Origin of the sequence: Ruegeria sp. HKCCA5426 (assembly GCF_013034585.1) — a bacterium.
Taxonomy (GTDB): domain Bacteria; phylum Pseudomonadota; class Alphaproteobacteria; order Rhodobacterales; family Rhodobacteraceae; genus Ruegeria.
The window spans coordinates 331,600-354,675 of the sequence record NZ_WQGH01000004.1; the positions used below are offsets into that span (position 1 = coordinate 331,600).

27 protein-coding genes and 1 other RNA gene are annotated in these 23,076 nt (G+C 55.4%); 10 read left to right on the plus strand and 18 right to left on the minus strand.

Annotated elements, in window-relative coordinates; translation table 11 throughout:
* Positions 1-7 precede the first annotated feature (7 nt).
* The 17 genes from GOV87_RS08875 to GOV87_RS08950 all read right to left on the minus strand — a co-directional run bounded on the left by GOV87_RS08875 (position 8) and on the right by GOV87_RS08950 (position 15,620).
* Positions 8-583, minus strand: a complete 576-nt coding sequence (locus tag GOV87_RS08875; RefSeq protein WP_171121392.1) for a hypothetical protein — start codon at positions 581-583, stop codon at positions 8-10.
* A complete protein-coding gene (gene lpxB, locus GOV87_RS08880; RefSeq protein ID WP_171211519.1) occupies positions 576-1,742 on the minus strand; it encodes a lipid-A-disaccharide synthase in 1,167 nt (388 codons plus the stop codon). The genes GOV87_RS08875 and lpxB overlap by 8 nt, the downstream gene beginning before the upstream one ends.
* Entirely contained in the window at positions 1,742-2,536 is a 795-nt protein-coding gene (locus GOV87_RS08885) for an LpxI family protein (RefSeq protein WP_171211520.1), read from the minus strand. The genes lpxB and GOV87_RS08885 overlap by 1 nt, the downstream gene beginning before the upstream one ends.
* 3 nt (positions 2,537-2,539) lie before the next feature.
* Complete coding sequence (gene lpxA / locus GOV87_RS08890) at positions 2,540-3,325, minus strand: acyl-ACP--UDP-N-acetylglucosamine O-acyltransferase (RefSeq protein ID WP_171121389.1); 786 nt, start codon at positions 3,323-3,325, stop codon at positions 2,540-2,542.
* A complete protein-coding gene (gene fabZ, locus GOV87_RS08895) occupies positions 3,322-3,795 on the minus strand; it encodes a 3-hydroxyacyl-ACP dehydratase FabZ (RefSeq protein WP_171121388.1) in 474 nt (157 codons plus the stop codon). The genes lpxA and fabZ overlap by 4 nt, the downstream gene beginning before the upstream one ends.
* 72 nt (positions 3,796-3,867) lie before the next feature.
* Positions 3,868-4,395, minus strand: a complete 528-nt coding sequence (locus GOV87_RS08900) for an OmpH family outer membrane protein (RefSeq protein WP_254428761.1) — start codon at positions 4,393-4,395, stop codon at positions 3,868-3,870.
* 64 nt (positions 4,396-4,459) lie between these two features.
* Complete coding sequence (bamA, locus tag GOV87_RS08905) at positions 4,460-6,820, minus strand: outer membrane protein assembly factor BamA (RefSeq protein WP_171211521.1); 2,361 nt, start codon at positions 6,818-6,820, stop codon at positions 4,460-4,462.
* Positions 6,821-6,947: 127 nt separating this feature from the next.
* Complete coding sequence (locus tag GOV87_RS20555; RefSeq protein WP_255431721.1) at positions 6,948-7,076, minus strand: hypothetical protein; 129 nt, start codon at positions 7,074-7,076, stop codon at positions 6,948-6,950.
* Between the two features lie 90 nt (positions 7,077-7,166).
* Entirely contained in the window at positions 7,167-8,519 is a 1,353-nt protein-coding gene (gene rseP / locus GOV87_RS08910) for an RIP metalloprotease RseP (RefSeq protein ID WP_171121386.1), read from the minus strand.
* 4 nt (positions 8,520-8,523) lie between these two features.
* Positions 8,524-9,696, minus strand: coding sequence for a 1-deoxy-D-xylulose-5-phosphate reductoisomerase (gene dxr, locus GOV87_RS08915; RefSeq protein WP_171211522.1), 1,173 nt, complete (start codon positions 9,694-9,696; stop codon positions 8,524-8,526).
* Positions 9,696-10,478 carry a phosphatidate cytidylyltransferase gene (locus tag GOV87_RS08920; protein ID WP_171125128.1) on the minus strand — a complete coding sequence of 261 codons (783 nt, stop codon included), beginning with the start codon at positions 10,476-10,478 and terminating at the stop codon, positions 9,696-9,698. The genes dxr and GOV87_RS08920 overlap by 1 nt, the downstream gene beginning before the upstream one ends.
* A complete protein-coding gene (locus GOV87_RS08925) occupies positions 10,475-11,206 on the minus strand; it encodes an isoprenyl transferase (protein ID WP_171121383.1) in 732 nt (243 codons plus the stop codon). The genes GOV87_RS08920 and GOV87_RS08925 overlap by 4 nt, the downstream gene beginning before the upstream one ends.
* Positions 11,207-11,213: 7 nt before the next feature.
* Complete coding sequence (frr, locus tag GOV87_RS08930; protein WP_171211523.1) at positions 11,214-11,777, minus strand: ribosome recycling factor; 564 nt, start codon at positions 11,775-11,777, stop codon at positions 11,214-11,216.
* A 185-nt stretch (positions 11,778-11,962) separates the two neighbouring features.
* A complete protein-coding gene (gene acuI / locus GOV87_RS08935; RefSeq protein WP_171121381.1) occupies positions 11,963-12,958 on the minus strand; it encodes an acryloyl-CoA reductase in 996 nt (331 codons plus the stop codon).
* A 45-nt stretch (positions 12,959-13,003) separates the two neighbouring features.
* Entirely contained in the window at positions 13,004-14,107 is a 1,104-nt protein-coding gene (locus GOV87_RS08940; RefSeq protein WP_171211524.1) for a dimethylsulfoniopropionate demethylase, read from the minus strand.
* A gap of 12 nt (positions 14,108-14,119) precedes the next feature.
* Entirely contained in the window at positions 14,120-14,824 is a 705-nt protein-coding gene (locus GOV87_RS08945) for a DUF1326 domain-containing protein (RefSeq protein WP_171121379.1), read from the minus strand.
* 4 nt (positions 14,825-14,828) lie between these two features.
* A complete protein-coding gene (locus GOV87_RS08950; RefSeq protein ID WP_371813481.1) occupies positions 14,829-15,620 on the minus strand; it encodes a DUF2182 domain-containing protein in 792 nt (263 codons plus the stop codon).
* 85 nt (positions 15,621-15,705) lie between these two features.
* On the opposite strand from GOV87_RS08950, the gene GOV87_RS08955 reads away from it, so the two are divergent.
* From GOV87_RS08955 to GOV87_RS08985, 7 genes are all read left to right on the plus strand, one after another.
* On the plus strand, positions 15,706-16,437 hold the full coding sequence (locus tag GOV87_RS08955) for a FadR/GntR family transcriptional regulator (RefSeq protein WP_171211587.1): 732 nt from the start codon (positions 15,706-15,708) through the stop codon (positions 16,435-16,437).
* A 10-nt stretch (positions 16,438-16,447) separates the two neighbouring features.
* Entirely contained in the window at positions 16,448-16,810 is a 363-nt protein-coding gene (locus GOV87_RS08960; protein WP_171211525.1) for a DUF4345 family protein, read from the plus strand.
* A 37-nt stretch (positions 16,811-16,847) separates the two neighbouring features.
* Positions 16,848-17,194: a transfer-messenger RNA gene (gene ssrA / locus GOV87_RS08965) on the plus strand.
* Between the two features lie 94 nt (positions 17,195-17,288).
* Positions 17,289-17,720 (plus strand): ester cyclase, encoded by a 432-nt coding sequence (locus GOV87_RS08970; protein ID WP_171211526.1) that lies wholly within the window; start codon positions 17,289-17,291, stop codon positions 17,718-17,720.
* 129 nt (positions 17,721-17,849) lie between these two features.
* A complete protein-coding gene (locus tag GOV87_RS08975) occupies positions 17,850-18,665 on the plus strand; it encodes a sulfurtransferase/chromate resistance protein (protein WP_171211527.1) in 816 nt (271 codons plus the stop codon).
* On the plus strand, positions 18,662-19,915 hold the full coding sequence (gene chrA / locus GOV87_RS08980; RefSeq protein ID WP_171211528.1) for a chromate efflux transporter: 1,254 nt from the start codon (positions 18,662-18,664) through the stop codon (positions 19,913-19,915). The genes GOV87_RS08975 and chrA overlap by 4 nt, the downstream gene beginning before the upstream one ends.
* 76 nt (positions 19,916-19,991) lie before the next feature.
* On the plus strand, positions 19,992-20,450 hold the full coding sequence (locus GOV87_RS08985; protein ID WP_171211529.1) for an SspB family protein: 459 nt from the start codon (positions 19,992-19,994) through the stop codon (positions 20,448-20,450).
* Between the two features lie 17 nt (positions 20,451-20,467).
* On the opposite strand, the gene GOV87_RS08990 is transcribed toward GOV87_RS08985, so the two are convergent.
* The gene (locus GOV87_RS08990) at positions 20,468-21,004 is read right to left on the minus strand and encodes a hypothetical protein (RefSeq protein ID WP_254447346.1); all 537 of its coding nucleotides are present in this window, start codon (positions 21,002-21,004) and stop codon (positions 20,468-20,470) included.
* Between the two features lie 234 nt (positions 21,005-21,238).
* Here GOV87_RS08990 and fumC point away from each other — a divergent pair, with 234 nt between their 5' ends.
* The 3 genes from fumC to GOV87_RS09005 are packed head-to-tail and all read left to right on the plus strand — an operon-like array spanning position 21,239 to position 23,021.
* Positions 21,239-22,633, plus strand: coding sequence for a class II fumarate hydratase (gene fumC, locus GOV87_RS08995; protein ID WP_171211530.1), 1,395 nt, complete (start codon positions 21,239-21,241; stop codon positions 22,631-22,633).
* Positions 22,633-22,809, plus strand: coding sequence for a DUF4169 family protein (locus tag GOV87_RS09000; RefSeq protein WP_171211531.1), 177 nt, complete (start codon positions 22,633-22,635; stop codon positions 22,807-22,809). Before fumC ends, GOV87_RS09000 begins: the two co-directional genes overlap by 1 nt.
* Complete coding sequence (locus GOV87_RS09005; RefSeq protein WP_171121370.1) at positions 22,806-23,021, plus strand: ribbon-helix-helix domain-containing protein; 216 nt, start codon at positions 22,806-22,808, stop codon at positions 23,019-23,021. The genes GOV87_RS09000 and GOV87_RS09005 overlap by 4 nt, the downstream gene beginning before the upstream one ends.
* Positions 23,022-23,076 lie beyond the last annotated feature (55 nt).

A 23,076-nucleotide genomic window follows, 5' to 3' on the forward strand; every position in this document is an offset into this window, starting at 1 on the left:
GCTAAAATCACATGGCGTCGGTTGGGCTGTTGATCAGGATATAAAGACCGACGGAAACCATGATGTAGGGGGCTATTCTGTCCAGTCGTGCGATGCGTGGACCAAGGTTTTGCGCACGAGGGGCACCCCAGCTCGCCAAGGCAATCAACCCGGTAAGCGCGAAGGCCGCACCGATCAGTGCGGTTACCCGGAACGCAGGTGTTGAATCCGCCAACAAAGGCGTCATCGCCGCAAGTGTGTCGATTGACAGGCTCAGAAACAGGACAACGACCGATGTGACCGCGCCACGCTCAGGTATCTTGTGATCATCTTTCCCGGACATCTGGTGCCAAATACCGCGCAGGCCAAGCGCAAGGGGAACAATCCCAAGATACCCGACCCAGTGCAGGAAGCTCGTTTGATCCAACCCGCTGGCAATAGCGAGCGACAAGGACAGGATCAGAACTTGCGCAACCGCAAAACCGATAACGGCGCGTGCCGTCTTCATCACCATTACCAGACCAAACAACATGACAAGGTTGTCCAAGTTGGTCGAAATCGTCACAATCCCGGCAGAAATGGCAAATAGAATATGTTCAACCATGGCGCGCGGGCAGCCTGTCCAACACCGCTCGTGCCGCACGAAGGCCAGGAGCCTCGCCGCCGCGTCCCAAACGATTCATTGTCACGTCCATCGCTGTCTGCTGCGCCTTGGGGTTGGAATAAACTTCGGCCAAAGCCTCAAATATGAGTTCCGGAGTGCAGTCATCCAGCAGACGTTCCGGGACCGCATGGGTATCAGAGACCAGATTTACGAGGGTGACCGTTTTCAGCTTTACCATGCGCTCTGCAATTTTCTGGGTCAGCCAGCTGAGCTTGTAGGCGATGACAATCGGTGTGTTTTGTGCGGCCAATTCCAGTGAAACAGTGCCCGAGGCTGCAAGCGCTAAATCCGCCGATGCAAACGCGGCCCGTTTTTCGTCTACGGCTTGATCTGTGGGCCGGTCGCGCGGATCCACAACCACCGGATTGCCCGGCCAGTCTTTGAGATGTTCACGGACCGCATCGACCATATGCGAAACCGTCGGAACAACCACCCGCATGTCCGGGTGATCACGAAGAAAAAGCGTAAGCGCCTGCCCAAATACAGGAGCCAAGCGATCAACCTCACCCCGGCGTGAACCCGGTAGAGCAAGCAAAAGCGGAGCATCACCCAATTCATGGGCCGTACGAAAATTGGTGATTTCCTGATCCGAGGCGACCGGCTCAGTGGCGACAGGGTGGCCGACAAAATCACACTCCATCCCCGCCCGTTCCATGTAGGGGGGTTCAAAGGGCAGCAGCGCCAGAACGTGATCAATGACTTTCGCCATTTTATCCGCACGCCCCGGTCGCCACGCCCATACGCTTGGGGCGACATAGTGTACGGTTCTGATATTGCTTTGAGCTTTGACAATCTTGGCTACACGCAAGGAAAAATCCGGGCTGTCGATTGTAATCAGAACATCCGGCTTCATATCCAAAACCGCCTGAGCAGTTTCGGCAATGCGACGTTTGAGGTGAAAGAACTTCGGCAGAACCTCGACCAAACCCATTACCGAGAGTTCCGACATTGGAAAGCGGCTGTTTAGACCCTGTGCCTGCATCAAGGGGCCGCCAACACCGTCGAACTCAACATCCGGAACAAGGCTGCGCAACCCTTCCATCAACGATCCGCCAAGACGGTCGCCCGAAGGTTCGCCGGCGACCAGAAAAACTCGCATCAGTTGGCCCGCTCGCGGACATATAGGAACAGGCCGAGGCGGTCGCATTCTTCAATGACACGCGCCTGATCCAACACAATGACACCGCCCTTTTCGATAACGATTCCGGTCAGACCCGCAGCCACGGCTCCCGAGACTGTGCCGGGGCCGATTGTTGGAAGATCGGCACGACGGTCCTGATCGGGTTTAGGGGCTTTGAACAAAACTCCTCCGCCCGCATCAGGGCGTTGGGTCAGCGATTGCAGCATCCAGTCAGTTCCAAAGATGCTTTCAATAGCAAGCGCTTGCCCTTTTGAGACCGCACAGGCCTGACCGATATCGGCCGTTCCCATTGCGCGCAGAATACCAGCCGCCCTGTCTGCATCGGCCAGATCGCCATCCGACGGCTGCGTGTTAGTCAAACAACCAAGTTGCGGCAACAAGGCCGGTGCGATTTCATGTGCTGCGCGTACTGTCAGACCGGATTCTTCAAGAATGCCGATCACAGCGCGCAGCGCACTATCATCCCCGGACATCAATGCCTGCTGAATCACGGGCACAAGAGGCATCGTGGCGGCATCAATGCGCGAGGGGTTTATCTGAGGCCGCTTTACAGCGCCCGCCATACAGATTTCGGTGACACCACGCCCTTTCAGATCGGCAATGAAACTGCCCAGATGCTCCAGCGGAAAGACGATATCGGCGGTGAGCTTATCCGGAGTGAACCCTTCCATCGCGCAAATGATCGGTTTGGTTTCGAGGTGGCCAACCACCTCATCCGGCAATGCGCCCGTTCCCGCAATCAGCGCCAGCATGGGTTACTTCCTCGGGGTCAGGAAAGAACGGTCTGTCTGTCCGGTGACAAAATCGACGATCCGTTGCACGTATTCGCTTTCGTTTTCTGCGCCGACACGCTGCGCACGTTCCATAAATGTGCCATCGCCCGTCGATAGCTCACGGAAGGCCGCGCGCAGGGCCGAGATATCCTCGCGAGAAACACCTTTGCGTTTCAGACCAACCAGGTTCAGCCCGTCCAACTCGCCGCGCGGTGCTTGAACCAGCCCATAGGGAATGACGTCGTTCGGCACCATCGTCAGCGCACCGATGATCGCGCCGCGTCCGACCCGGACCCACTGATGCAAACCAGAAATACCACCTACGATCACGTCATCTTCAATGATGCAGTGCCCAGCCGCACCGGCGTGGTTCACCATGATCACCCGGTTGCCGATCTGAACGTCGTGCGCCACGTGAACGCCTGCCATCAACAGACAATCATCCCCGATCCGGGTCACGCCGCCACCGCCATCCGTGCCCGTATTTACTGTCACATGCTCGCGGATTCGATTGCGCTTACCGATCTCAAGTCGGGTATTTTCGCCGCCGAATTTCAGGTCCTGCGGAATTTCACCGATCACCGAGAAATTGAAGATGACCGTTTCATCCCCGACCGAGGTATCGCCGGTTACGACCACATGCGACTTTAGCTCGACCCGGTCGCCCAGTTTGACCTGAGGCCCGACATAGCAGAACGGCCCGATGATGCAGTCTTCACCGATCTGCGCACCGTCTTCGATGATTGCGCTGGGGTGAATGCCGCTCATGTCGTTTTTTCCATGTCCCAATCAACATAGGCCGAGAATTCAGCTTCGGCGGCTACCTCGCCTTCAACAGTTGCGCGGCCGCTGAACTTGAAAATCTTACCGCCTTTTTTACCACGCACAGTTTCCACATGCATCTCAAGCACGTCGCCCGGTACGACTTTGCGGCGGAATTTGCATTTGTCGATATTCATGAAATAGATCAGCAGTTCGCTGTCAATCACATCCATGCCCACGCCCAACATCACACCGGCGGTCTGCGCCATCGCCTCGACGATGGTGACGCCCGGCATGATCGGAGTACCTGGAAAATGCCCCTGAAAATGCGGTTCATTCATGGTGACGTTCTTGATGCCAACCGCAGACTGATAGCCCGAGATGTTGATGACCTTGTCCACCAGCAGAAACGGATAGCGGTGCGGCAATATCCGCTGGATCAGCTGAATGTCTGCGCTCTTGGTTTCCGTACTCATGATGAAGGTGTCCCGTTCTGGATTTCTCTTTCCGGCGTGGTTAGCAACACCGCGACCCAAGGGCAAGCAAACCTATTCGTTCGCCTGGTTTTCTATTGTGCTTCCGTCCCCGATTACCACGTTAATCCGGGCAATCGCAGATTCGGTCACATCTGTGCGGTCCGAGCTTAAAAAGACACTTGAACGTTCTATAATGACAGTTGCTCCGGATTCACGAAGCAGGTCTATCAGCACGGGCTGAATCAACTCAAAAAACATCTGCTGGGCTTCTTCACTCCGCCGCGCAAGTGCGTCCAGCTTTGCCCGCTGCCCGTCCCGATGGGATTGCACCTTTTCATCGAATGCTTCAGCCAGCGGTCGAAACTCTTCCGGCGGAAGCTCGGCCCGTTGCTCTGTTAAGTCTTTTTCTTCACGACTAAGCTCAGCAACGATGCGTTCATTCTCTTCGGCCAGCAATGTGCCCTCAGCCTCGATCTCACGCAGGACACGTTGGCCAAATTCGGAATCTGCGAACAGACGCTCACTGGAAATCGTCAGAACCGCCGTTTGCGGAACCCCCAGTTGCTGAGCCTGAGCAAAACCGGCAAGGAAAATGGTCAAAAAAACACACAGGGCCCGAAGGGGGCCCTGCAGTTTAAGAGATAATGTGTTCATCATCCTCTGGTCAGAATTGTGCCTGAATGGTCAGGTCGAAATTCTGTTCCTGGTCGAAGTCTTCTTTCTTCAACGCCTTCGAGAAGTTGAACCGCAAAGGTCCAAACGGTGTTTCCCAAAGCACCGACACCCCTATGACGTGGCGAATTGAGCCATTTGCTCCAACGATATCAGCACCGGCCGTATTCACATCGTCGATGTTATACAGGTTACCCACGTCATAGAACACGCCACCGCGTAGTCCCAGTTCCTCGGGCAGGCCCAGCGGGAAGTCCGATTCAAATCTGGCAACCCAGTAGTAGTTGCCGCCAATCGCGTCGTCCTGACCGTTGGACAGATCGCGCGGACCAAGACCCGCGGGTTCAAAGCCGCGGAACGTGTTCGGACCAAGCACAAACCGGTCGATCGTCCGGCTAAAGTCGTCGCCTCTCCAATGCAGTGCACCCGCTTCAAGCGTGGCACGCAAGACGACTTCTTCGCTGAGCACACGGGTTTGAGCGATCGCTCTGGCGGTTGATTTGTAGTACTCGTTGTCTCCGCCCAGTCCGGCGGCATCAAGACCTACTTCGAACAACACACCAGCATTCGGGTTCAGACCGCCAATCCGGCTGTCGTACACATAGGAAACGCCCAAGGAACTGGTTGTACGCTTACCCTGATCAATCTCTGACGAAATCACAGCGCCGTTTACTTCGTCATCCTGCTGCGTCATCTCGCTGCGGTCCCAGCCATAGCGCACGCGCAAGGCGGAAAGTTCACCAATCGAGTAGCTAAGCTGTGGGTTGAAGAAAACCCGTTCTGTGTCGTAGCTTGCAAAGCTCGAGTTCGTGGACGCAAGGCCCAGACCAAGATCAAAACGCAACCTACGTCCCAACAGGTAGGGTTCGGTGAAGTTCAGCGTATATTGCTCGGCATCCTGCGCGGTCGACAGGGTCACACCCAGGTTCTGACCTCGGCCAAGGAAGTTCGATTCATTCAGGCCGATCGCAATCCCGAAACCGTCGGAAACCGAGTAGCTACCACCAAGGCTCAGCGAGCCGGTCGGCTGCTCTTCCACGTCCACGTCAACAATGACCTGGCTGGCCGTCGAGCCTTCGCGCGGTTCAACGTCTGCCACCGCAAAGAAGCCCAGTGCACGGATACGTTCGGCTGCCTGCCGGATTTCGCGCGGATTGAACGGATCGCCTTCAACGGTGTCGAACTGACGGCGAATGACACGGTCCAGCGTTGTGGTGTTGCCTTCAATGTCGATGCGTTCAACAAAGATACGCGGTCCTTTGGTCAGGACGAACTGAACATCCAACGTCAGGTCGCGTGGGTTACGTGTGACACGCGGTTCGACGCGCAGGAAATCAACGCCCTGCTTGATACCCAAACGCTCCTGACGAGCGATCGAGTTCTCAACCAACGACGGTGAATAAGTCACACCGGGCTTGATTTTTAACGCCTGCTGATACGGAGCCGCATCGACGCCGGGAATTTCGCTGACAGTCGAGATCTTACCGAACGAGAACTTTTGCCCTTCGGTGATATTCATCACTAGGAAGAACGCATCACGTTCGCGGGTGAATTCCACATTCGCGCTGTTGACGCGAAAGTCGACATAGCCGCGAGACAGATAGAAATCGCGGATGACCTGTTTGTCGAATTCGATCCGGTCCGCGATAAACGTGTCGCCCCGCAGGAAAGTCCGCAGGAAATTGGCTTGCTTGGTCTCAAGCACCCGACGCAGGCGGCGGTCGGAAAACGCGCGGTTGCCGACAAAGCTGACGCGCTCAACCTCGATTGTCGTGCCTTCAGCAATTTCAAAGACAAGATCAACGCGGTTGTCGCTGCGGCGTATGATGCGCGGAATAACGGTGGCCGACACCCTGCCCTGCGCCGAGTAAATCTCAGCGATCAGATCTGCGTCGGCTTCGGCGACCTGTGGCGTGAACACGCGGCGTGGCTGAGACGAGATTGCTTCGATCAGAACGTCATCTTTTACGCGGCGGTTTCCTTCGATGCTGATCTGGTTGATCGTCGGGTATTCCTGAACCTCGATCAGCAGAGTATTGCCGCGCGGGGTCAGTTCGACTGTCTCAAAAACACCACTGTCAAGCAAACGCTGAAACGCGTCGTTCAATTCTCCGGCGGTCACGGTCTGACCGGGCTGGATGCCAGTACGGGCAATAATCGTGGATGTTTCGATCCTACGGTTCCCGTCAACGTCGAAGGAATTGATGGTGTAACTCTGCGCCTGTGCGACGTGCGGCGCCGACACTAAACTCACTAAAACTATAACGGAAAAAACGGATAGCGTTCGCCACAAAATATTGTTTGTTAGCTTCTGCCCCCCGCAGGATGTGCCTGCGCCTCGCCTATCAGTCATATTTTTCTCTACCCAAATTTTCAGGACTTTAGGTTTGAGTAGCGGTATTCAGAAATCTTGTCAAAAGCCCAAAAAGTAAAGCGACCCAGAAGGTCGCCAACTGTTGTTTTTCAGTGGAATGCGAGAATCACATTGTGATCAGATAAGCGCATCCAAACATCGCCAAAGCGGTCGCGCCGAAGAACAGGATCGAGTCCCAGTTCAACAGGAATAGGAAGCTGAAGCTTTTATACGACTTTTGCAGGGCCCGTGTCATGGCATCCTCTGAAACAATCATCCGATTGCCATAGAGATTACCCATAAATTGGGGCGGAATTGCGGCCTTTCCGCGCCGAACGCGCCACAATCAGCAGAACAAATCGTTGGATACCGAGAAAAGCATCAAGCCCAAGATCAACGAGACACCGACACCCATCAGCACGCGCAGTACACCATCGCTGGGTGGTTTACCTGCAACCGCCTCGTAAGCGTAGAAAACCAGATGCCCGCCATCCAAAGCCGGGATGGGAAACAGGTTCAAAAGACCAACCGCCGTCGACAGTACCGCTATGAAAAAGATGAAGTTCTGAGCGCCTTGGCTCGCCATCGCCCCCGAGGTTTCGGCGATACCGATGGGCCCTGACATGTTACATGTACTGATAGCACCTGTAACCATATGCCAAATCCCCGAAAGGGATCCTTCAACGATCCGAATTGTCTGCCTTACGCCACCGGAAAGGGAATCGCCGATACCCGCCGGTTCCGTAGCTGGTTCCAGCATCATGCCGCCGACAATCCCGATCCGCCAATGGGTGACAAAACCGCCGTCCGGCTGAGGTTCATCGGTGCGGCGTGGTGCCAGCGCAAACTCCAGCTCTGCTCCGTCGCGCCATACATCCAGCAAAAGAACCTTGCCGTCAGACGCTTCCACATGGTCCTTCAACTGTTCGAACGCAAAGATCGGCTCACCGTCAACCGCAGTGATGACGTCACCCTGCTTCAGGTCGATATCCATTGCGGCGCTGCGCGGTGCCACCTGCTGGATTAGCGGAGGCATCAGCCAGGGTGCGGAAACGTCCAATGTCTGACCATCTCTGACGACCGTGTAGTCCAGCACAGGTTCAACTGGTAGCGCTTCCAAGAATTCGGACCACACCCCTTCTTCTCCAAATTCGGGTAGTGGAACGCCTGCGATGGCGATGATCTCATCCCCGTCACGAAGCTCCTGAACCGTACCCGGCAAGGGGGCGAGTGCGCCAACCGTCAACGGCTCTTTCGTTACGCCCTGAGACAGGAAGATCATCCCAAAAACCAAGATGGACATGGCGAAATTGAAAACCGGCCCGGCAGCGACCGTCGCCGCACGTGCCCAAAGCGGCGCGCCATGCATCGTTCTGCGCAACTCTTCCGGGCTTTGCTGCGTGATCTCGGACATGGCGGCTTCGTCCTTGCCCGATGCCGCATTGGCGTCGCCCAGAAATTTCACATATCCGCCAAAGGGTAGCGCCGCGATCTGCCACCGTGTTCCACGCTTGTCGACTCGGCTCCAGAGGACCGGGCCAAACCCGATCGAGAATACCTCGGCGTGGATCCCAGACCACCGACCCACGATATAGTGGCCGTATTCATGCACCGCCACGATCACCGACAACGCAATGACAAACGCAACAATGGTGTAAACCAGATTACCGAATTGGGGGATCAGTGAAAGTACGTCCAAAATTCTATCCTGCGCGTTGGGCTACGGTTTCATCTACCCACTTACGTGCCAGATGGTCCGTTTGCAGCACGTTATCAAGTGTCAAAGGGGCATCAATAAGGCTGCTTTCGGCCTCTGCCCTGTCCAGAGCGGTTTCGACGATGTCAGCCATTTCCAAAAAGCCGATCTTGCGGTCGATAAAGTGATCCAGCGCCCGTTCCTTGGCCGCGTTGAAGATTGCGCCTGACAACCCGCCCCGCTCCATCACATGACGCGCCAGCCTTAGGGCCGGGTATCGTGCCTCGTCCGGGTCGTGGAACCGAAGTTGACCCAATTTTGCAAGGTTCAACCGGTCAACCGGCAGGTCGCGTCGGTCCGGCCAATTCAGGGCGTATCCTATGGCGTGACGCATGTCGGGCGCACCCATATGGGCCATGACCGCGCCATCAGTAAATCCCACCAAGGAATGAACGATGGATTCGGGATGAACCAATACTTCGATCTGACTTGGTGCGACGCCGAAGAACTCTTTTGTCTCAATCAATTCCAAGGCTTTGTTGAACATCGACGCGCTGTCAATGGTAATCCTCTGGCCCATATTCCAATTTGGGTGGCTTGACGCCTGTTCGACCGTGGCGCTTGCCAAATCGCTAAGGGGCCAGTCGCGAAATGCTCCGCCGCTTGCCGTTATGATGATACGTTCGACGGCCTGCATATCCTCGCCAACCAGCGCCTGAAACACGGCAGAGTGTTCGCTGTCGACAGGCAGAAGCTTTGCGTCATGCTTGCGCGCTGTCTCAAGCACTAGAGCGCCTGCGCAGACCAGCGTTTCCTTGTTGGCTAGTGCAAGGGTTGCGCCTTGCTTCAGCGCCTCAAGGCCAGGCGGAAGGCCTGCCGAGCCGACAATGGCCGACATAACCCAGTCTGCCGGACGCGCGGCTGCTTCGGTCAGGGCCTGCGGTCCGGCGGCCGCTTCAATACCGCTGCCCGCCAATGCGTCGCGAAGATCGCCCAGCCTGTCCTCGTGGGCTGTCACAGCCAAGTTGGCGTTCAAACGACGCGCGTCCTTTGCAAGCTGTTCAATCTTGGCGCCCCCAGTAAGTGCAACGACGTCATATGCAGACGGGTCCCTGCCAATCAGGTCTATCGTGTTTTGACCGATGGAACCCGTCGCGCCAAAAATTGAAACTTTGCGCATTACATTGCACCCGGAGTGTATATCAGACCCGCAATCAACACGAACAACGCGGCCCCCATCATCCCATCGAAGCGATCCAGAAAGCCACCATGGCCGGGAATAAGGTTCGAACTGTCTTTTACTCCGAACTTACGTTTGGTGGCGCTTTCTATGATGTCTCCGGCCTGACTTGCCATCGACGCCAGTACCGAAACCAGAACGAACAAGACGCCAAATCCGGCATAGACGGCAAAAATAGTCCCGACCAACGCAGCGGCAACCCACCCGCCGGCGGTGCCCGACCACGTTTTCTTAGGGCTGACTTTCGGCCAGAATTTCGGGCCGCCAAATGCCTTGCCGACGAAATAACCCGCAACATCTGTGGCGACCACGACGGCAATCAACCAGACCATCCAGCCAAAGCCCATATTTTCGCGGATTGAGATGAACCCAAGGCCCGCAGCGGCAATCCACACGGCAAACAGTGCATATGTCCCCTTAGCGCGACTGATCTGCCCCGCCCCGACAAGGGCTGGTGCCAGCAGGAACGGCAACTTATAAAGCGGCGGCACGTGGTAGCTTAGAACAACGGCCACACCCGTCAGGATAGACAATTGCACAGCCACCGCAGTTCGATCCGGGTCGATCATCCGGACCAGTTCCCATGTCATCAGGCCACAAGCAATTGCGATGAAGGCTTCAAACCAAAGACCGCCCAGCCAAACCTCGATCGAGCCAATCGCGACAAGAACTGCCGCCGACAGGACGCGCGCCGTCAGGTCAGACCATCGGCCTTCGCTCATGCTGAAATTGCTCCGAACCGACGCTCTCGCGTCCCGAAATTGCGGCACAAACGTTCGAGTTCCTCTGCGGTGAAATCAGGCCACAGCGTGTCGATAAACTCATATTCCGAGTAGGCGGATTGCCACAGAAGAAAATTGGAAATTCTTGCTTCACCGCTTGTGCGTATAACAAGGTCAGGATCCGGAAGAACATGTGTGTCCAGATACTTGGGCAGGGTTTCCTCATCCACATCTTCTGGTTTCAGACGCCCTTCCGCGACATCCTTTGCCAGACGTTTGGTGGCCCGTGCGACCTCATCCCGACCGCCATAGTTGATGGCAATGGTCAAGTGTACCAGATCATTGTTCTTGGTAGCGTCTTCCAGAGTATCCATCAGGTCGATAAGCTTTCGATCCAGGCGAACGCGATCACCGATGAACCGAACCCGCACCCCATTGTTGGTCAGGTTTCGTGTTTCCTTGATGATATAGCGCCGGAACAAACTCATCAGACCGGCAACTTCTGCCTGTGTGCGTTTCCAGTTTTCGGTCGAGAACGCAAAGACGGTCAGATATTTTACTCCCAGGCCCGGGCACGCCTCGACCACGTCACGCACGCGGCGCGCGCCTGCCTGATGCCCGAACAGGCGCGGCCTGCCCCGTGCCTGAGCCCAGCGACCGTTGCCATCCATGATTATGGCAACGTGACGAGGACCATCCACTGGTGCAGTATGTGCGGTGTCAGGCATAGTGGCGTCAAACCTGCATGATTTCAGACTGTTTCGTTTCAAGCGCGGCGTCGACGGACTTGATCATCTCGTCGGTCAGGTCCTGAACTTCGCTTTCCCAGAACTTCTGGTCGTCTTCGGACATTCCGTCAGCCTTGGCTTTCTTGATCTGGTCCATACCGTCACGGCGTACATTGCGGATCGAAACCCGTGCATGTTCTGCATACTGTCCCGCGACCTTGCCAAGCTCGCGGCGGCGTTCTTCGTTCAATTCGGGGATCGGCAGCATAATGATCGTGCCGTTCAGTTGAGGGTTAATTCCCAACCCGCTTTCACGAATGGCCTTTTCGACTTTGCCGACAAGACCTTTGTCCCACACGTTGACCGTAACCATACGGGGTTCGGGAACGTTTACCGTGCCAACCTGATTGATTGGGGTCATGGAGCCATAGGCGTCAACCATTATTGGTTCCAGCATCGACGCTGACGCGCGACCAGTCCGCAGTGACGCAAACTCGGTTCTGAGGTTGGACATGGCGCCATCCATGCGGCGCTTTAGATCTTCAGTGTCCAGTTCGAAATCGTCAGACATGCTGCTCACTCCCCGTCTTCAGGTGCTATTTGCTAGGCTCATAAGACATCACGGTTGGGATGTATAGCAATGATGATGGGGAAATGCGTCAATGACCAGAGTTGTTTCCGGTATTTTCGAGTTCTTCAGAGGGCAAAAAGACCGACCGGTCCACTGACCGGTCGGTCCCCAGGAAGACTTCGGGATCAGGCGTTTACGTCTACAACAACACGCCCTTTAACCTGCCCTTTAAGGATATCGCCCCCCAATTGTGGCAAATCATTCAGCGTGGCGGGCTGAATCATCGCATCAAGTTTGTCCATCGGCAGGTCGGTTGCCACCCTTTGCCACGCACGCACGCGGTTTTCATAAGGCTGCATCACGCTGTCGATGCCCAAAAGATTCACGCCACGCAACAAGAACGGAATGACCGAGGCCGGAAGTCCTGCCCCTCCGGCCAGACCAACCGCTGCAACGGATGCCCCATACTTCATCTGACCCAGAACGCGCGCCAGCATCTCGCCGCCTACCGCGTCGACGCATCCCGCCCACGTTTCGCTCTCCAACGGGCGTTTGACAGTCTCGTTCAGGTCCTCACGCGGAACGATGGTGGTCGCACCCAGTGATTTGAGGTATTCGCCCGCTTCTGGGCGGCCGGTGACGGCTGCGACCTCATAGCCGAGATTGGCAAGAATTGCGGTCGCTACAGATCCGACACCACCAGCGGCGCCAGTTACCAAAACAGGTCCGTTACCAGGTGTCAGACCGTGGTCTTCCAGCGCCATTACGGCCAGCATGGCCGTGAATCCCGCAGTACCAACTGCCATCGCCTGCCGTGTGTTCAGTCCGTCGGGCAAAGGCACCAGCCAATCGGCCAAAGCGCTGGCTCTTTGCGCATATCCACCCCAATGAGCTTCGCCGACGCGCCAGCCGGTTGAAACCACTTTGTCACCGGGTTTGTAGCGATCGTCGGTCGAAGATTCGACTGTACCGCTGTAATCGACGCCGGGCACGTGAGGATAGTTTCTGACCAGTCCGCCGCCCTTTGCAGACAAGCACAGGCCGTCCTTGTAGTTCACGGTAGAATATTCGACAGCCACGGTGACTTCACCGTGAGGCAGGTCATCAGTCGAAAGCTGCTTTATCGAGGCGCTTGCAAGCCCGCTTTCTTCATCCTTATCCATAACCAGCGCGTTAAACATATGATTTCCTTTCATTTCTTGTGTGCTGCACGTCTGGCGACGTGATCAAATCCAGAATTTTTCCTGAACGACGGCGCGGCGTGTTCCTTGCGGTGTTTCAACCATGACTTCAGTTCCCGCGTCCCAATGGCTCAGCCGGAGCATCCCAATCGACACGTTTGTCTTGAAGTCAGGGGACCATGCGGCCGAGGTCACCTGCCCTACCCGTTTACCGCCGGCCAAAATCGGCCACGTGCCACGACAGGCAGGTACCGGGTCTCCGTCGATTGCCAGGGGCCGAATTTGCTGAACCGGGCCCTCCTTGGCCACGCGCAACAAAGCGTCCCGCCCGATGCAACCGATGGCCGTATGCGTGTTGCAGAACTTGCCCAAGCCACATTCATGCGGCGTGTTGTCGTCGGTCATATCATTGCCGTATGACAGTAAACCGCCTTCGATGCGTTCAATTAGGTTCGGACATCCCGCACGAACGTTCAGGTCCTTTCCTGCCTCGAACAAGGCGTTCCACAGCGGCATCCCGATGTCGGACCCTTCGACATAAATCTCGAACCCGCCCTGTTTGGAATACCCTGACCGGGCCACGGCCAGATCGCGCCCTTGAAAGTCGAACATGTCGAACTTGAAAAAGCGGACGTCCCGAACGCGATCACCAAAGACCCGTGACATCAATTCGTCCGCCTTGGGGCCTTGCACTGCAAGCGGTGACACGTCTGGCTCATCAACGAGCACGTCTAGACGGTATCCGTTCGCAATGCCCTTGACCCACAGCAGCAAATCGCTGTCTGCAATCGAGATCCACCAGCGGTCTTCAGACAGTTTCACTGCGACGGGATCATTCAACATCCCGCCGGTTTCATCTACGATGGGAACATAGAAACACTGCCCCGGAAGCATGCCCCGCAGATCACGCGGAGTCAGCATCTGCATCAAGCGCGTCGCCTCTGGCCCGCGCAATTCCACCTGCCGCTCGCATGAGACATCCCATACCTGAACATGGGTTTTCAGATGTCGGTAATCGTCTTCGACGGATTCGAAAACCGTTGGCAAAAGCATGCGGTTGTAAACCGTGTATGCCTTGACACCCGCAGCCTCAACGCCTTCGGAAAAAGGGGTACGGCGCAAACGACGGGAAAGCGAAATCTGTGCCATTGCAAATCCTCGCTACTTGGGGCCGTGCCAGTCGATCGGGCAGATTTCCGCAGACTTTCCACCAAAGTCCCAGACCCTGCCATAATCGCGCACCTTGGACTTTGTTCCACGGGCGACAATGATATCAGGCCCCATCCAGTATTTGGAGTTGGATACCATGACCGGATGGTCGGCATCTTTGCCTGCCATCATTTCGATCTCGCCCTGAATTTTGCGGCCAATCGAGATGCGGCGTTTGTTCCCGTCACGCTCAATCTGCACCGGGGCGCGTTCGGCGCCAATTATTTCGCTTACCAACATGGTGAACAGACCGGTTGTACCGCCCGCCTGACCGCTGAAGATTTGCAGCAAGCCGTTATAAGCCTTTCCGCTGGAACGTTCGTCCACGTAGGCGGCGACTTTCCACTGGCCCTCGCCCATTCGACCCGGAATATCGACCAACAGCCCGACATTCAGCCCCGAGAGGTCTTCGCCTTCATAGTGACCTTCGTCGATGATCACGCCCATCCATGCATGGCAATGCCCTTCCGTCGGAGGGTGCGCCCCCAAGGATACGACACATGGGCAGAACACATCGCAGGAACAGTTAAGTATCAGCTCACCCTTGATCGCCCAATCTGTCGGGCTCATTTCGCGCCGCTTTGGATTGGGCATACGGCTGTCGATGCGCTGGCTGATCGGTAAACGGTCAGCGTCTTGTTTTCTGTTTTTAGCCATATACTTATCCTCCGTAAGCAAAAGGGTAAACGAGCAGAACAAGTCCGCCCGCTATCAGAGCAAACCCCAGCGGCCGCGTCACGGCGTGCCCGATCTGAGGTAGTTTTTCGAAAACCATGAACAGGGTCGCCAGACCCATCCACAACAGGCTCATCACTCCGCCGACAAACCCAAGCGCCATGAAGCCCCAACAACATCCCACGCAAAACGCGCCCAGGCCCAGCCCCATGCGCAGCCCGCCGGAAAACCCTGTTTTCCAATGGCCCAGAAAATAGGTCATCGGGGCGTGGCACACACCATGGCAGACTTCTTTTGCGCGGGTGAATTGGAACGCTCCAACGGCGATAAGTAGCCCGGCAGCAAGTATGTTGGACTTGGAAACGCCCAGCATATCCACCACGCCGCCATACAGAAGAACAAGCTGCACGCCGGTGATGAGCGCGGCAAAGCCGACCCAAACCAGAAAATAGCCGCTAAGAACGCCAAGCCATCCAGCACGCGTACCATCAGCACTGCGGATCAGGTCATCATAACTGCGCAAGGTTGGAACCAGCGTGGGCAGCATCATGGCCACCATCATAATCGCCCACATCCAGAACAAAGGGCCGAACTCGGCCATGGGCATGTACATATCCATGCGCGGGTCCATGGCTGCCATCGCCTGACCCATCGGGCCCGGGCGGCCAATCCAGTCAAGGTCCATGTCACGGCTCATGGCGAACATCATCCACCACGCCCAAAGGATCAAAGCATAGAAGCCCAGCCAAAAGCCGTTACGTAGAACTGCGCGACTCACTTGTGTCTCCCGACTCAATCCTTGCTTTTCAAATGTCAGACTTTTAAATGTCAGACAAATAAAAATTAGAAAAATGTCTAAGATTATGAAAATCGACCCTCAAAAACCTGTAGATCTGTCCGCGCAGATCGCTCAGGCTATCCGCGACGCGATCATCTCAGGGCAGTTGATCGTTGATGAGCGGTTGCCGTCCGAAGCGGAACTTGCCGATCAATTTCAGGTTTCGCGCCCGACCGTCCGCGAAGCCCTGAAACGTCTTGCTGCACAGTCTCTGATCCGTACGCAGCGGGGCGCGACCGGTGGGGCCTTTGTCAATCGTCTAAGCTTTGAAGACGCGTATTCGCAGCAAATCACGACATCGACCCTTTTGCTATCTATGAACGCCGTAGACTTCGATACTGCGTGTGAGGCGCGGTATGCGCTGGAACGCGCCTGCGCGCCTTTGTCGGCGCAGCGTCGAACAGCGGATCAATTGGCAACGATGCGGGCTGAAATTTTCAGACAAGAACAACCCGGCCTTACGGATGAGGCATTTTGTGCCTCAGACGTGGCCTTTCATCGCGCGTTGGTCGACGGTGCAGGAAATCCGGTTCTGTCCTACCAATTGGCAGGCGCGGTTGAGGCGATGCAGCCCTTGATGAACATGATTACCTTTACGGAAAGATCACGCGAAGAGATCATCTCGCTGCACAGCCGGATCGTGGATGCTCTGCAAGAAAGAGAGCCCGACATTGTTGATGAAACGCTCGTAAGGCTGGAAAACTATACCCGAAAGCTGGCGCAGGATGTCGCCGACCGACGCAAAAAAGCTGTTTAATGAGGGCGTGATGACCACAGGACTTAATGTAGTTGCCGCGATCCTGACCATCGGTTTCGGCTTGTTTGGATTCCTTGCGCCTGCCTTCACCGCAGCCTCGCTGGATTTGGCACCAACCGACAGCAATATGGGGCTGAGCGAAATGCGCGCTTCGGTCGGAGGGCTGTTTGTCGTGACCGGTGCAGTTGTTTTGCTGCTGAATAATCCAATGGGTTATGTGATGCTGGGTGTCGTCTATGCGGGTGCCGCACTGGGGCGGTTCGTATCGGTCGTGCTGGACAATCCACCACTGGTCAAGGCACTGACCTTCGGTGGAATCGAATTGGTCCTGGCGTTGTGGCTGATCCTCGCGAACTTCAACAAGACCACCTAATTATCTAAAATTTATAAGAAAGACTGCATACGTTTCCGCGTTTGCATCCGGGCGTATGCTCACTTATATAGAGAGAGTCCTTCGGGACTATGGACATAAACGCGCTCGTAATAAGCGGATCGGACCCGGGGGCGGTACCCGGCGGCTCCACCAATATCTCTCGTTTGGGGATCATGGGGCCGAAATAGGATCGACGAACGTCTAAAGGGGTTAGCTTTGTCTCGGCTGTCTGCCACCGTTACCGGCGAAAATAGTACAATTGCAAACGACAATCGTGCTCCGGTTGCAGTTGCTGCGTAAGCAGTAACAAGACCGAAACTTAAGCCCTTGCGCCTAGCCGCGTAAGGCGGGGTTCGCAGGTACCTGGCAACAGAAACCTGCATTTTCCCAAAGTCACTCCGGAAGTCTTCTGCTCTTATGTTCAGAGTTTATTCACTGATTGCAGTGATGCTCTGTTCATAAAGACAGGAGAACTGAGATGTCGCATGCAGAAGTGCTCAGAGAGTGGTATTCTGAGGTTTGGGAAAACGGCAATACCGACGCAATCGACCAATACTTTGCCCCGGAAGCCATGGCTGAGGGGCTGATCCCGGAAATGCAGGTCGGCGCGGACGAATTTCGCGACTTGGTCATGGCATTTCGGCATATTCTGGGCGACATACAGGTCAACATTCCCAAGATTATCGAGGATGGGGATTGGGTTTCGGCGATTCTGCATGTCAGCACATCCCGGGCCGACAACGGTGCCCCGCTGCAGGCAACCGGAAGCATGATCGGGCGTATCAAAAACGGGCGCGTCGTTGAGGCGTACAACCAGTTTGACTTTATTTCACTGTTCGAGCAGCTCGGCCAATTTCCACAAGACACCCTGCCCGTCTGCATGACAGGTCAAAGGCTGGATTGGGCCTGAGAGTCCGGCAAGAAATCTTGACCCCCCTGTCCCAAGCGCTGTAGCAAGGGGCATGGGGTAAGATTGCGAACGCCCCGTGAGGCGCCTGCCCAAGTTTCGCATGTATCCGACTAACACAGGAAACATGCTATGCCCGCGCCCAATTCGATGACCCCCAAGCAGCTGTTACGATTGATCGGAACACCTCAAGCCCCGGTGTTGGTCGACATTTGCGTCCATGAAGACTTTCAAAAGGACCCTTTCCTGATTCCGGGATCGTTCCGCCGTTCCGCCCTTGATTTTGACAGCTTGAAAGAGGCCGTTGGCGACCGCCCTGCTTTGATCATCTGCCAAAAGGGCAAAAAACTTAGCCAAGGTGTTGTTTCCTGGTTGCGAAGTGAGGGGGTAGATGCCGAGTATCTGGACGGCGGGATGCATGCGTGGCGGGAAACACAAGATGCGCCACGGATCCCCGCATCAACTCTCTCGGGATTGGGGGGTGAGAATACTCTTTGGGTCACGCGCCATCGGCCAAAGATTGACCGTATAGCCTGCCCCTGGTTGATCCGACGGTTTGTGGACCCCAAAGCGCGGTTTCTGTTCGTAGCCCCGAATGAGGTTCAGAGTGTTGCAGACGTTTTTGAAGCCACCCCCTTTGACGTCGAAAACGTGTTCTGGAGCCACCGTAACGACCAGTGCACCTTTGATACGATGCTGGATGAATTTGCCCTGCGCACCCCAGCATTGGATCGGATGGCAACCGTTATTCGCGCGGCGGATACAAACCGTCATGACCTATCCCCCGAAGCCGCGGGATTGCTGGCGATCTCTGTAGGCCTGTCCCGGCAATACCGCGATGATCACCAGAATCTTGTGGCCGGACTGCAGCTATATGATGCGCTGTATCGCTGGGCACGCGACGGTTTCGAAGAACGTCACGACTGGCCAACGGACAAGAAATCATGACGCCGACTATTGCCGACTTGATCAGGGTTTTCGGACGGATTGGGCTGTTGTCTTTCGGCGGGCCCGCCGCGCAGATTTCGTTGATGCATCAGGAATTGGTGGAAAAGCGTCCGTGGCTGGATGAGCAGACGTATCTTAGGGCGTTGTCCCTGTGCATGTTGCTGCCCGGGCCAGAAGCTATGCAGTTGGCCACATTCGCTGGATGGCGTCTTCGTGGGGTGTCAGGCGGTCTGATCGCAGGTGGTCTTTTCGTTCTGCCCGGGGCCCTTGTCATATCGGTTCTGGTTGGGCTCTACGCTGCGTTTGGCACTCTGCCTTTGGTTCAGGCCGGCTTTCTTGGCATTAAGGCGACTGTGATTGTGATCGTGCTGCAGGCTTTGCATAAACTGTCACGCAAGGCTTTGTCGGACACCGAACATCGCATTATCGCCGGGTTGGGGTTTCTGGCAATTTTTGCGTTGAACCTGCCCTTTCCTCTGATCATCCTGGCGGCCGCCGTTTGGGGATACGCACGGTACAAAAATACAGGTGCTCAGGTGAGCTCCTCACCGCCCGTACCGGCGACGCATCCGGTTCGAACCTGCGTAATTTGGTCGAGTCTATGGCTGACCCCTTTGTTTCTGTTGGGACTAGCAGGACAAAAACTGCTGAGTGATCTGGGGTGGTTCTTTGCCCGCCTTGCAGTTGTCACCTTTGGGGGCGCTTACGCAGTCCTTGCGTATATGACACAGACAGTTGTGGACAAGTATCAGTGGATCAACACAGACCAGATGATTGACGCCCTTGGGCTTGCCGAGACGACCCCGGGACCTCTAATTCTGGTAACACAGTTTGTCGCCATGCTGACGGGCCAGATCGAAGGCGGTGTGTCGTTGGCGATCGCAGCAGGTGTAGTCGCGCTTTGGGCGACATTCGTACCGTGTTTCCTCTGGATATTTCTTGCCGCGCCGTATCTGGAACACTTGGCCGCGCGCCCACGACTGTCCGCTGCGTTGCATGAGATAACGGCAGCCGTAGTGGGTGTGATTCTCAATCTGTCCGTTTGGTTTGGTCTTAATGTTCTGTTTGGCGATATTTCGCAGAAACAACTGGGCATTGCCTCGGTTCCGTGGCCTGATCCCGCCAGCCTAAATCCGTCGGCGGTAGTGCTGACAATGTTGGCTGGGGTGTTGATATTCAAACTAAAATTTGGCATGGGGCTGACGCTGGCTGTCATGGCTGCGGCTGGTATCGGATTTCATTTTCTTTGAACAATCTGTGAATACGCGGCCTTTCGTTTCCGTTGGAATCCCTTATGCTTGGGGTAATTACTTTTGAGGATGGCACATGTCGCAGGACATTGATTATGGCAACTTGATGCACACCGCCATGCGCGGCCTTATCAAGACTGTTTTGACAGAAGTTTCCGAACGCGGCCTACCCGGTGCGCATCATTTCTTTATCACTTTTGACACAGGCCACGAGGGCGTCGAGCTGGCGGATTGGCTGCGCGAGCGTTACCCCGATGAAATGACTATCGTCATGCAGCATTGGTTCGAAAACCTCGAGGTGGGTGATAACGGATTCGCAATTACGCTGAACTTCGGGGATGCGCCAGAACCCCTTTATATTCCCTACGCGTCGATTAAGACATTTGTGGACCCGTCAGTCGAATTCGGCCTTCGCTTTGAAAGCCCGGAAGATGACGAAGAAATGCCGCACGTCGCCGAGGAAACGATCGAGGTAGAAGAACCTCAGGATCAACATGATGCGGATGTTGTGTCACTAGACAGCTTTCGGAAGTAACTTCTCCCGAGCTTGTTCTACTGACGTTTTAGAAAGGTCTCCACCGACCGGGATTTGATCCCATTTCGGAACCTTGAAAATGAAAGGTTTAGTCCGCCGTCGGCAAGCGTCCGGTCAAATTGCTGAAGTTCGTATCCGCCGTTTTCGTCAATAAACAACGAAAACACAGTCATAGTGTCCCCTTCGATCCGGCCCCAAACAAAGGGCTCGCCCTGCATCGGGTCCAATGGGACCTCGTGACCGAAGACATTCCGTCTCATTGCGGCAGAATAAACGTCCGACCGTTCGGATTCTTTGAAATCAATCGAAAAAGATTGCTCTTTCACACGGCCATCCGCTTTGTACGTCGTGGTTTTCCAACTGACATTGAAGCCGTCCTTGGTGGCTTGGATTGACACGCTCATATCACGCGGTGTTTCGCTGCCGTCCTGATCCACAACATTCGCCGAACCGACGTAATCGCCAACAAAATCTTCAATGTCTGCGGCGCGGGCCTGAAGGCTGAATAAGAAAACGAAAAGAGTGATGCCCGTGAAAAAGGCGAAGAATTTCAGGGGGTGAAGCCGTGTTAGTTGGGCCACCTTAGCCTCCAAATTTATGATCTGTTTATCTTAGCCTACCCGGTGGCACAGACAATGGCGCGAATTGTCATTGGTTCAAGAAAAATCGGGCACGCGCTTATCTATACCTTTCCATTCCCTAAGTTTAAGGTGCGCGAAACTGGCCGATTGCATGGTGGCTCTGCTGCAGGTAAACGGCATACGACTGTATACACGACGGAGTGACCGATGTCTCAGACCCGCACCGAATCCGATAGCTTTGGCCCGCTGGAAGTTCCTTCTGACAAATATTGGGGCGCGCAAACTCAGCGTTCAATCATGAACTTCCCGATTGGATGGGAAAAGCAGCCCGTCGCCATCGTTCGCGCGCTTGGTGTGATCAAAAAAGCCTGTGCGATGGAGAACAAGGCGATCGGCAAGCTTGACGCCAAGATCGCGGACGCAGTTATTCAGGCCGCTGGCGAGGTGATCGAGGGCAAGTTTGACGACAACTTCCCGCTTGTCGTTTGGCAAACCGGATCGGGTACGCAGTCCAACATGAACTCGAACGAGGTGATTGCGAACCGCGCGATCGAGATTTTGGGCGGCGTGATCGGCTCGAAGGATCCGGTTCATCCCAATGATCACTGCAATATGGGGCAATCGTCTAACGACACCTTCCCGACCGCGATGCACATCGCCACCGCCATGAGCGTGCGCGATGTTCTGCTGCCTGGACTGGAAAAACTGGCGTCGGGGCTCGAGAAGAAATCCGTGGAATTCAGCGAGATCATCAAGATCGGGCGCACGCATACACAGGATGCCACGCCTCTGACACTGGGTCAGGAATTCAGTGGATATGCGCATCAGATTCGTCAGGGAATTGAACGGGTCAAGGCTGCGATGCCGGGAATTTATGAACTGGCCCAAGGCGGTACAGCCGTCGGAACCGGCCTGAACACGCATGACGGCTGGAGCGAAGCCGTCGCCGCCAATATGGCCGAGATTACTGATCTGCCCTTCGTCACTGCCCCCAACAAGTTTGAGGCTTTGGCGTCGCACGATGCGATGGTCTTCCTGTCTGGTGCTTTGGCGACCATTGCAGGAAGCTGCTACAAAATTGCGAATGACATTCGCCTGTTGGGCTCTGGTCCGCGCTCGGGTCTGGGTGAACTGATCTTGCCTGAAAATGAGCCCGGATCGTCTATCATGCCGGGCAAGGTAAATCCAACGCAGGCCGAGGCGATTACCCAAGTCGCCGCGCATGTTATGGGCAATGACGCCGCAATCAAATTCGCGGGCAGCCAGGGACATTTTGAACTGAACGTCTATAACCCAATGATGTCCTACAACCTGCTGCAATCCATTCAGTTGTTGGGCGACGCTGCCGACAGCTTTACCGAGCGCATGCTGATGGGCATTCAGGCTAACGAGCCTCGGATCGAAAAGTTGATGAAAGAATCTCTGATGCTGGTGACCGCTCTGGCCCCCACGATCGGGTATGATAATGCCACGACCGTCGCGAAAACGGCCCACAAGAATGGGACAACCCTCAAGGAAGAGGCGATCGCCCTTGGGTTTGTTGACGAAGAAACCTTTGACGCAGTGGTCCGTCCGGAACACATGATCGGACCCAAAAGCTGATGGGAAAGCCGGTTAACCTCAACCGGTATCGAAAAGAAAAAGCGCGGGCTGAGAAAAAAGCCCGCGCGGATCAGAACTCTGTCGCATTCGGGCGCAGCAAGGCTGAAAAAGAAGTCCTGCAAAAACAACAGGAAAAGCAACGCTCAGACCTCGACAAGCACGAGTTGGATAAATGAGCGGCCGCCCTGTCAAACGATCTTTGACGCTCAAAGGGCACAGGACATCCGTGTCGTTGGAGGATGAGTTTTGGCTGGCGTTTCGGGATATCGCCAAGTCAAAGAATACTCCAATCAATGCGTTAGCTGCGGAAATTGATGTGCAGCGGGACCCAGATGTGGGGCTTGCATCGGCCATCCGCGTTTTCATTCTGAATTGGTACCGGGCCTGACGGAAAGCGGTTGAGTTTTTCGCACAAAACTTATTAGTGTTACCTGAGAACAAAA

Excerpts from the sequence above, each read along its gene's own strand:
- GOV87_RS08945 (WP_171121379.1), bottom strand. The coding sequence starts at position 14,824 with ATGGCTAAAAACAGAAAACAAGACGCTGACCGTTTACCGATCAGCCAG.
- GOV87_RS08920 (WP_171125128.1), bottom strand. The coding sequence starts at position 10,478 with ATGAGCGAAGGCCGATGGTCTGACCTGACGGCGCGCGTCCTGTCGGCG.
- chrA (WP_171211528.1), top strand. The coding sequence starts at position 18,662 with ATGACGCCGACTATTGCCGACTTGATCAGGGTTTTCGGACGGATTGGG.
- lpxB (WP_171211519.1), bottom strand. The coding sequence starts at position 1,742 with ATGCGAGTTTTTCTGGTCGCCGGCGAACCTTCGGGCGACCGTCTTGGC.
- GOV87_RS08875 (WP_171121392.1), bottom strand. The coding sequence starts at position 583 with ATGGTTGAACATATTCTATTTGCCATTTCTGCCGGGATTGTGACGATT.
- dxr (WP_171211522.1), bottom strand. The coding sequence starts at position 9,696 with ATGCGCAAAGTTTCAATTTTTGGCGCGACGGGTTCCATCGGTCAAAAC.
- GOV87_RS08985 (WP_171211529.1), top strand. The coding sequence starts at position 19,992 with ATGTCGCAGGACATTGATTATGGCAACTTGATGCACACCGCCATGCGC.
- acuI (WP_171121381.1), bottom strand. The coding sequence starts at position 12,958 with ATGTTTAACGCGCTGGTTATGGATAAGGATGAAGAAAGCGGGCTTGCA.
- bamA (WP_171211521.1), bottom strand. The coding sequence starts at position 6,820 with ATGACTGATAGGCGAGGCGCAGGCACATCCTGCGGGGGGCAGAAGCTA.
- GOV87_RS08970 (WP_171211526.1), top strand. The coding sequence starts at position 17,289 with ATGTCGCATGCAGAAGTGCTCAGAGAGTGGTATTCTGAGGTTTGGGAA.
- GOV87_RS08960 (WP_171211525.1), top strand. The coding sequence starts at position 16,448 with ATGACCACAGGACTTAATGTAGTTGCCGCGATCCTGACCATCGGTTTC.
- GOV87_RS08885 (WP_171211520.1), bottom strand. The coding sequence starts at position 2,536 with ATGCTGGCGCTGATTGCGGGAACGGGCGCATTGCCGGATGAGGTGGTT.
- GOV87_RS20555 (WP_255431721.1), bottom strand. The coding sequence starts at position 7,076 with ATGACACGGGCCCTGCAAAAGTCGTATAAAAGCTTCAGCTTCCTATTC.
- GOV87_RS08955 (WP_171211587.1), top strand. The coding sequence starts at position 15,706 with ATGAAAATCGACCCTCAAAAACCTGTAGATCTGTCCGCGCAGATCGCT.
- GOV87_RS09005 (WP_171121370.1), top strand. The coding sequence starts at position 22,806 with ATGAGCGGCCGCCCTGTCAAACGATCTTTGACGCTCAAAGGGCACAGG.
- fabZ (WP_171121388.1), bottom strand. The coding sequence starts at position 3,795 with ATGAGTACGGAAACCAAGAGCGCAGACATTCAGCTGATCCAGCGGATA.
- frr (WP_171211523.1), bottom strand. The coding sequence starts at position 11,777 with ATGTCTGACGATTTCGAACTGGACACTGAAGATCTAAAGCGCCGCATG.
- fumC (WP_171211530.1), top strand. The coding sequence starts at position 21,239 with ATGTCTCAGACCCGCACCGAATCCGATAGCTTTGGCCCGCTGGAAGTT.
- lpxA (WP_171121389.1), bottom strand. The coding sequence starts at position 3,325 with ATGAGCGGCATTCACCCCAGCGCAATCATCGAAGACGGTGCGCAGATC.
- GOV87_RS08940 (WP_171211524.1), bottom strand. The coding sequence starts at position 14,107 with ATGGCACAGATTTCGCTTTCCCGTCGTTTGCGCCGTACCCCTTTTTCC.
- GOV87_RS08975 (WP_171211527.1), top strand. The coding sequence starts at position 17,850 with ATGCCCGCGCCCAATTCGATGACCCCCAAGCAGCTGTTACGATTGATC.
- GOV87_RS08925 (WP_171121383.1), bottom strand. The coding sequence starts at position 11,206 with ATGCCTGACACCGCACATACTGCACCAGTGGATGGTCCTCGTCACGTT.
- GOV87_RS09000 (WP_171211531.1), top strand. The coding sequence starts at position 22,633 with ATGGGAAAGCCGGTTAACCTCAACCGGTATCGAAAAGAAAAAGCGCGG.